This window comes from Rhodococcus sp. CX (genome assembly GCF_015865005.1).
Taxonomy (GTDB): Bacteria; Actinomycetota; Actinomycetes; order Mycobacteriales; family Mycobacteriaceae; genus Rhodococcus.
In genome coordinates, this window is sequence record NZ_JADZGH010000023.1 from 6668 (window position 1) to 14226 (window position 7559).

Consider the following 7559-nt stretch of genomic DNA (forward strand, 5'->3'; position numbering starts at 1 on the left):
GGGTCGTGAAGGTCAATGACCGCTCCTCGAAGAGCCATTGATCGCCCTTACCTGGAACGAGGCGGTCGTCGTACTTGCCGACCAGGGAAACGACCCACGCGGAATCGCGCTTGAGCAGGAGCACCACGTCACTGATCGCACGCGCGGATCCGTCCTCGTCCTCGGTCACGACGGTGTTCATGACGAGGTGTCGCTGGGCGGTGGTCGGTGTCAGGCCGCGGTACAGGTCCAGCAGCGCGGCGTGTCCTTCGGTCACGCCCCTGCCTGGAATGGCGGCTCGTCCGCCGGGGGTGAACAGACTCACGATGTCGTCGGTGCGGCCGTCGTCCAACGCATGGCAGTACGACGCGATGGCCTGGCGAACCGCCTCACTGACGGCCGGTGTGACTTGGCTGCGGGTGCCGGATGGCGACATGATGCTCCTTCGAGGTGGCGGTGATTGGTGTCCGTGCGGCGCGATCGTGCACCGAATCGGCGAAATCTACTATCGCACTGGAACAATCGATTGTGGGCATTGCCAGTGGCTACCGCTCTCCCGTAGGGTCGGGTGATCCGGTAGTTGACCGATCAGACTATAAAACTGATCGGGGCTTCGGACTGGCGGCAACGCCGTCGGATCCTTCGCTCATGGCGGGGAGTCCCATCCCATGCGATCCGCGCACCCTTGACTGGAAATTACTGCGCTACAGGAGATTCTCGTGACGGCAGAGAACAGTTCAGCGGCCACTGATCAAGCGTCCGACCTGCGGGCACTCGGAGTGGCGACGATGCGCTCGATCGTGCCCGGCATGCCCGAGACCGGCGAACTGAACCTTCGCGATGGTCGACTGGGCGAGGACCTGGTCGAGATCGGTGTGGTCAACGTGTGGTCGTCGCTGTGGGCCCGCGAGGGCTTGTCCAGGAGGGACCGCAGTCTGGTCACTCTGGGAATTCTCATGGCGCTGGGGGCGGAGGACGAACTGAGGAGTCATGTTCGGATCGGACTGAACAACGGACTGACCCGGGACGAGATCGCAGAGGTCGTCTATCACGCCAGCGGTTACGCAGGATTCCCGCGAGCGATGGCTGCAAGGAAGGTCGCACGAGAGGCGCTCGGGGAGTAGCGCGGCTCGATCCAGCTCACCATAGAGGAGAAAATGATGTCTCTCAACGGAAAGAACGCGGTCGTGACCGGGGGAGGGCGCGGTCTGGGACGGGCGATTGCCTCGGTGCTGGCCGAGCGGGGCGCTGCGGTGGCGGTGTGGGATCTCAACGGGGAAGGCGCCGAGGAGACGGTCACGGCTATCACCGAGGCCGGGGGAAAGGCGATCGCCATCGCCTGTGACGCAGCCGATGCCGATGAGATCGCCGCCGCCGCCGCCCGGACGCGCGCCGAACTGGGCCCGGTCACGATTCTCGTCAACAATGCGGGCATCACAAACTACGTGCCCTTCACCGATCTCACCGAGGATGTGTGGGATCGCATGATTCGGATCAATCTCAAAGGGCCGTATCTCGTCACCCGCGAGTTCGTTTCCGGCATGCTCGAGGCCGAATGGGGGCGAATCGTCAACATCTCGTCGTCATCCGCTCAGACCGGCGCGCCGGCGATGGGTCATTACGCCGCGTCGAAGGGCGGCGTCATCGGGCTCACCAAGGCGCTGGCCATCGAATACGCCGGTAGCGGGATCACGGTGAACAATGTGCCCCCGGGTTTCGTGGACACTCCCTTGCTCCGTGAGGGTTTCGACCTCGATGCGGTGGCCGCGAAGATGCCGATGAAGCGTCCAGGGAAGCCGGAGGACATCGCGCACGCGGTGGCATATCTGGTTTCCGAGGAGGCTGCGTATGTCACCGGCCAGACGCTCAGCGTGAATGGTGGGCGCTACCTGTTGTGACTCCGTCGTCGGAACGGTCGGATCGGGGTCCATTGATCCCTTCCCCTATTGATTCGAACGATCGGTCGAGATATGATTGCAGTCACACTTCGCAGAGCGCGAACATCCGCGGCCACTGCGACAGCCGGTAGTGCCCTGTGAGGACAGGTATCCACAGCGCACTCATGCCGCCGCGTCTGCGACCGGGCGAAAGTTCACGAGGAGAGCCATGAAGATTGTGATCGACGAAGAGAAGTGCGTCGCTGCCGGTCAGTGCGTCAGCGCGGCGGAAGAGGTGTTCGACCAGCGCGACGAGGACGGAATCGTCTTTCTGCTCAACCCTTCTCCGCCAGCGGAACTCGCCGATGACGTCCGCCGGGCCGCAGCGGTATGTCCGGCACTCGCCATCACCATCGAGGAATAGGCGCCGCTCCACCAGCGCATTGCGTCGAAGTCGACAGATAGAGGACATAGATGAGTGAGACGGTCAAGGACCAGGAGACGGTCGAGTTTCCGATGGCCAGGTCGGCTGAGTGCCCGTTCGCGCCGCCTCCGGGACTGGTCCGGCTGCACGACGAGGACAAGCCGATTCGTCGGGTCAGGACCTGGGATGGCAGCACCCCGTGGCTCGTGACGGGACACGCCGCGGGTCGAGAGATTCTCACCGACCCGCGGGTGAGTTCAAATGTGTGGCGTCCCGGGTATCCACACACCACCGCGGCGATGAAGGCGAACGCGGGCCAGTCGCTTCCGTCGATCAACAACACCGATGGCCCGGACCACGCCCACTGGCGGCGGATGCTGACAAGCTCGTTCACCCGGCGTCGGATGGAGAAGCTCCGGCCGGCCATTGCGCAGATCACCGACGACCTGATCGACAAGATGCTCGCCGGGCCCAATCCGGCAGACTTGAACGAGGCGCTGTCATTGCCGTTGCCGTCACTGATGATCTGTGAGCTTCTCGGGGTGCCCTACGAAGACCACGATTTCTTCCAGGCGCATGCCGGCGTCACCAATGCCCTGCACAAGACGCCCGAGCAGTCGGCGGAAACCGCGGCCACGCTGCGGCGCTACATCGCGGGCCTCATCGAGGCGAAGATGGCGAATCCGGTCGAGGACGTCTTGTCCGACCTGGGTACACGCATCAAGGACGGTGAGCTGACGCTCGAGGAGGCGTCCCGCCTCGGACACATCCTGCTGGTCGCGGGTCACGACACGAGTGCCAACATGATAACCCTGGGCACGGGACTGCTGCTGCAGAACGAAGCGCAGCTCGCCCTGCTGCGTGAGCGATCCGGCGATGCGAAGTTCGTGGCGAACGCCGTCGAGGAACTTCTGCGGTACCTCACCATCCCGCACCTGATGGCCAAGCGAGCCGTGGTCGAGGACATCGAGTTCGAGGGCGAGACCATTCGAGCCGGTGACGGACTGATCGTCTCGCTCCTCGCGGGGAACTGGGATCCGGAGGCATTCCCCAGCCCTGGAGACCTCGACCTCGCTCGCCAGGCTGCACACCACATCACTTTCGGCTGGGGTCCCCATCAGTGCATCGGGCAACAGCTTGCGCGCATCGAACTGCAGGTCGTTTTCAGCACGCTCTTCCGCCGCATCCCGACCCTGCGGCTTGCCGGCGACTTCAGAGACCTGAAGTTCAAGGAGGACTCGCAGGCGTACGGGATCTACGAGCTCCCAGTGACCTGGTAGTCGACCAAGAGCCTTTCGCAACACTAAGTCCCATATCTGATTGATGACGAGAGGGCCGTCGGGACGCGGGTGTCCGACGCCGAGTGGAGGAGATATCGATGTCGGACACCGACAGTGGACAGTTCCACGTGACACGCTTGTACCACCCGAGTCACCATGTGACCGATCTCCACGCGGCGGAGGAGTGGTTCGAGCGCGTGTTCGGGCGTCCCAGCAGGCCCCTCTCGGAGATGACGAAGAAGGCCCCCGCGAGCGAGGGGTACCCGACGAACTACTCGTCTTTCACGCCGATCAGTGACGTCCTGTTCGACACCATCGATCCGAAACTATATGTGCTCAACGGTGTTCAGCAGTATGCGGACGTCGACGGGCCGACGCTCAAGGGATTCGGGTGGTACGTCGACGGCATCGTCGACGCGTACCGCAGACTCAAGGATCTCGGCATCGCGATGGTCGGACAGGACGGGGTTGTCGCCGAGGGCGACAACCCACCGTCGGCACCGGGGTCTCCCATGCCGATCTTTTTCACCGTCCCGGACAGCGCGGGCTTGCGGTACGAGTTCCTACCGCAGATCCCCTTTCTGCTCGACCATCGGCTCGTGCCGGGCTGGGAAGTGCCGCCCGTATCCGACGACGACCCGTTGGGAATCGAGCGGTGTTCGCATCACACCATCCTGACCGATCGCCCGGATCGGGCGTTGCGGTTGATGGTCGACGGTCTGGGCGGCACCGTCGTTCACGAGGGCCGGAACGAAGTACTCGGTGCCACAAGCACGTACGTCCACCTCGCGGATGCAGTCTTCGAGTATGCCGTTCCCGATGCCGACGGTCCCGCGCACTCCGCCTGGGCGGTCAACGCGCCCAACGACACGTACCACTCGATCACCTGGAAGGTGGCGGACCTCGGGCGAGTGGAGCGTCACCTGAAGGAACAGGGTGTGGACCTTCGCATTCGCACCGAGGAGGTAGTCGTGACCGAGTCCGAGACGAGCCTGGGGATCCCGTGGGGATTCACCACCGCACTGACAACCGGCGACCCGCGGAACGCGGAAACGCCGCGATAATCGACAAGAGGTAATGCTGATGAGTTCGTTGGAGACGATCGAGACCGTCGATGTACTGGTGATCGGTGCCGGTGTCACCGGTATCCACCAGCTGTACCGGGCTCGCGAGGCGGGGTTCTCCAGCCTCGTGCTCGAGGCCGGCGACGGCGTCGGTGGTGTGTGGTACTGGAACCGCTACCCGGGTGCTCGGCTGGACTCGGAGAGCTACACCTACGGCTACCTGTTCTCCAAGGAGTTGTTCGAGGGCTGGGAATGGACCGAACGATTCGCCAGCCAGGCCGAGAACGAGCGGTACTTCAACTACGTGGTCGACACCCTGGATCTGCGCCGCCAAATCCGGTTCGGTGCGCGGGTGACCTCCGCTGTCTTCGAGGAGGATTCGACGACCTGGTTGGTCACCGCGAACGACGGAACGGTGATCAGGGCACGGTTCCTCGTCGCCGCGACCGGTGTGCTGTCGATCCCGGCCTACCCCGAGGTGCCGGGGCGGGAGAGTTTCCAAGGCGTGTCGCATCACACCGGACTCTGGCCGGACAAGCCCGTGGACTTCACCGGTAAGCGAGTCGCCGTCATCGGAACAGGATCCAGCGGTGTTCAGGTCATCCCGGTGATCGCCGACCAGGTCGAGTCGCTCACCGTGTATCAGCGGACCCCGAACTGGTGCACGCCGCTCGCCAACGAGCCGCTGTCGGCGAAGCAGTACCAGAGCATCAAGGCCGACTTCGAGCGGATGCGCGAGATGCTCAACGAGTCCGCGAGTGGGTTCCTGCATCAGCGGAGCAGTCGAAAAGCGTTCGAGGACAGTAAAGAAGAGCGCTGGGAACACTACGAGAAGATGTGGACGAGTCCCGGATTCTCGAAGGTGATCAGCAACTACGCCGATACCATGACCGACTCCGCAGCCAACGAGGACTGGTGTGAGTTCATGGCGGAGAAGATCCGGAGCATCGTCACCGATCCGGAGACGGCCGAGAAGCTGATTCCGAAGGACCACGGCTGGGCGGCGAAGCGGCCGCCGTTCACGACCAACTACTTCGAGACCTACAACAACCCCAAGGTGTCCCTGGTCGACATCAAGTCGACCCCGATCACTCGGGTGACCGAGACAGGAATCGAAACTGCCGACGGTCTCAAGGAATTCGACATCATCGTGTGGGCCACCGGATTCGACTTCGGAACCGGCGCGCTGACCAGGCTCGGCGTCCGTGGACGAAACGGGCTCGCTCTGGAGGAACACTGGCGCGCGGGTCCGCGTACCTTCCTCGGAACGATGTGCCGAGAGTTCCCGAACTTCTTCTTCCCAGGCGGGCCGCACGGCGCTGCCGGAAACAATCCGCGGTATGCCGAGGACCAGGTCGACTTCATCGCCGACGCGATCGAGTACATGCGTGAGCAGGGTGCGACTGTCATGGAGGTTCCTGCAGACGTGGAGCAGAAGTGGAACCAGATGATCGAGGAACTGGCCGTGCACTCCTCGTTCAGCGACGGTAGCTACTTCTACGGAACGAACATTCCGGGCAAGGCTCGCAGCTTCTTGCTGAATCCGGGAGGCCGACCGAAGCTGCGTGAGGCGATGCAAGAGGTTCTGGACTCGAAGTACGCGCGGTTCCTCTCGTGAACCGGATGTCGACGGAAAGCAGGGCAATGGAGAAGTTCAGATTCGACGGACGCGTCGCGGTGGTGACGGGGGCCGGTCGCGGCATCGGGCGAGCTTACGCACATCTGCTCGGTGAGCTCGGCGCCAAGGTCGTGGTGAACGATCTGGGTGGCTCGATCGAAGGGGCAGGTTCGGACACCACACCGGCACAGCTCGTGGTGCAGGAGATCATCGACGCGGGTGGCGTCGCGGTCGCGGACGTCAGTGACATCTCGACCGTGACAGGCGCGAAGCACGCGGTCGACACCGCACTGGAACACTTCGGCCGTATCGACGTGGTCGTGAACAACGCCGGCAACGTCCGATTCGGTGGACTGCCGAACGTGGACGCGGACAACATCGAAAGCCACCTCGCGGTTCACGTGATGGGGGCGTTCAACACCTCCCACGCCGCGTGGCCGCACATGGTCGAGCAGAACTACGGCCGAATCGTCATCACCACCTCGATCGGAATGTTCGGCCTGCCGGACAACACCGGTTACGCCACGGCGAAGGCTGCGGTGCTCGGCATGGCGAACAGCATGTCGTTGTCCGCAGGCGACCGCGACATCAAGATCAACGTGATCGCACCGAACGCGATGACCCGGATGGGCGGTGCGCCGTCGGACGGCATGGACCAGGTGCGCAAGGGAACGGAACAGCAGAAGTCCGACATGGACCCGGCGCTTGTCGCACCCATGATGGGCTACCTGGCCCACGAGGCATGCGGTGTCACGGGCGAGACGTACCTCGCGGGCGCCGGCCGCTTCGCGCGGCTGTTCGTCGGAGTCACCGACGGCTACCTGCACCCCGACCCGCACAACGCCACCATCGCGGACGTCGCCGACAACATCGAGCGGATCAAGAGCCGTTCCGAGTACTACATCCCTGACAGCCTCATGGAGTGTGTTCAGCGCTTCATGGCCCATCGATGAGGAGCAACCGTGAGTGACGACAAGGTGTGGCCGCAGCACGAACTCGGTCGAAAGCTGAGCAACTGGGGTCGCTGGGGTGACGAGGACGAGATCGGCACTCTGAACTTCGTGACGCCCGAGAAGCGCGTTGCGGCAGCCCGGCTCGTTCGGACCGGGCGCACCTTCGACCTGGGGATGCCGTTCGACAAGGACGGCCCCTTCAAAGGCGGCGGACTGCGAACGAATCCGTTGCACGTCATGACACTGCTGCCGTCGGACACGGCGAAGACCGCGGACGGGCTGATCTCGGCCGACGACATGATCATCACCGGACTGCAGTCCGCGACGCAGTGGGATGGACTGGCGCATGTGGGTTACGGCGGAA

At 63.6% G+C, this 7559-nt stretch carries 8 protein-coding genes and 1 pseudogene; 8 read left to right on the forward strand and 1 reads right to left on the reverse strand.

What is annotated here, in order from left to right; translation table 11 throughout:
• Positions 1–415, reverse strand: a 415-nt coding sequence (locus I0Q12_RS02055; protein ID WP_197250368.1) for a nuclear transport factor 2 family protein, incomplete at its 3' end; no start/stop codon positions are given.
• 373 nt (positions 416–788) lie between these two features.
• Between I0Q12_RS02055 and I0Q12_RS02060 the strand changes: the two genes are divergently transcribed.
• The 8 genes and pseudogenes from I0Q12_RS02060 to I0Q12_RS02095 form a co-directional block, all read left to right on the forward strand.
• Complete coding sequence (locus I0Q12_RS02060) at positions 789–1103, forward strand: carboxymuconolactone decarboxylase family protein (protein WP_374068518.1); 315 nt, start codon at positions 789–791, stop codon at positions 1101–1103.
• Positions 1104–1136: 33 nt separating this feature from the next.
• Positions 1137–1877 (forward strand): SDR family NAD(P)-dependent oxidoreductase, encoded by a 741-nt coding sequence (locus tag I0Q12_RS02065; RefSeq protein WP_231609845.1) that lies wholly within the window; start codon positions 1137–1139, stop codon positions 1875–1877.
• Positions 1878–2085: 208 nt separating this feature from the next.
• Positions 2086–2280: a ferredoxin gene (locus I0Q12_RS02070; RefSeq protein ID WP_197250369.1), complete on the forward strand. Its 195-nt coding sequence runs from the start codon at positions 2086–2088 to the stop codon at positions 2278–2280.
• A gap of 50 nt (positions 2281–2330) precedes the next feature.
• Positions 2331–3560: a cytochrome P450 gene (locus tag I0Q12_RS02075; RefSeq protein WP_197250370.1), complete on the forward strand. Its 1230-nt coding sequence runs from the start codon at positions 2331–2333 to the stop codon at positions 3558–3560.
• Positions 3561–3658: 98 nt separating this feature from the next.
• Positions 3659–4624 (forward strand): VOC family protein, encoded by a 966-nt coding sequence (locus I0Q12_RS02080; protein ID WP_197250371.1) that lies wholly within the window; start codon positions 3659–3661, stop codon positions 4622–4624.
• Between the two features lie 19 nt (positions 4625–4643).
• Entirely contained in the window at positions 4644–6242 is a 1599-nt protein-coding gene (locus I0Q12_RS02085; RefSeq protein WP_197250372.1) for an NAD(P)/FAD-dependent oxidoreductase, read from the forward strand.
• Between the two features lie 26 nt (positions 6243–6268).
• On the forward strand, positions 6269–7195 hold the full coding sequence (locus tag I0Q12_RS02090) for an SDR family NAD(P)-dependent oxidoreductase (RefSeq protein WP_197250373.1): 927 nt from the start codon (positions 6269–6271) through the stop codon (positions 7193–7195).
• A gap of 9 nt (positions 7196–7204) precedes the next feature.
• Positions 7205–7559, forward strand: a pseudogene (locus tag I0Q12_RS02095) (cyclase family protein); the annotation flags it as partial.

Coding starts and splice junctions, on each gene's coding strand:
- I0Q12_RS02085 (WP_197250372.1), top strand. CDS start 4,644: ATGAGTTCGTTGGAGACGATCGAGACCGTCGATGTACTGGTGATCGGT.
- I0Q12_RS02090 (WP_197250373.1), top strand. CDS start 6,269: ATGGAGAAGTTCAGATTCGACGGACGCGTCGCGGTGGTGACGGGGGCC.
- I0Q12_RS02075 (WP_197250370.1), top strand. CDS start 2,331: ATGAGTGAGACGGTCAAGGACCAGGAGACGGTCGAGTTTCCGATGGCC.
- I0Q12_RS02080 (WP_197250371.1), top strand. CDS start 3,659: ATGTCGGACACCGACAGTGGACAGTTCCACGTGACACGCTTGTACCAC.
- I0Q12_RS02065 (WP_231609845.1), top strand. CDS start 1,137: ATGATGTCTCTCAACGGAAAGAACGCGGTCGTGACCGGGGGAGGGCGC.
- I0Q12_RS02070 (WP_197250369.1), top strand. CDS start 2,086: ATGAAGATTGTGATCGACGAAGAGAAGTGCGTCGCTGCCGGTCAGTGC.
- I0Q12_RS02060 (WP_374068518.1), top strand. CDS start 789: ATGCCCGAGACCGGCGAACTGAACCTTCGCGATGGTCGACTGGGCGAG.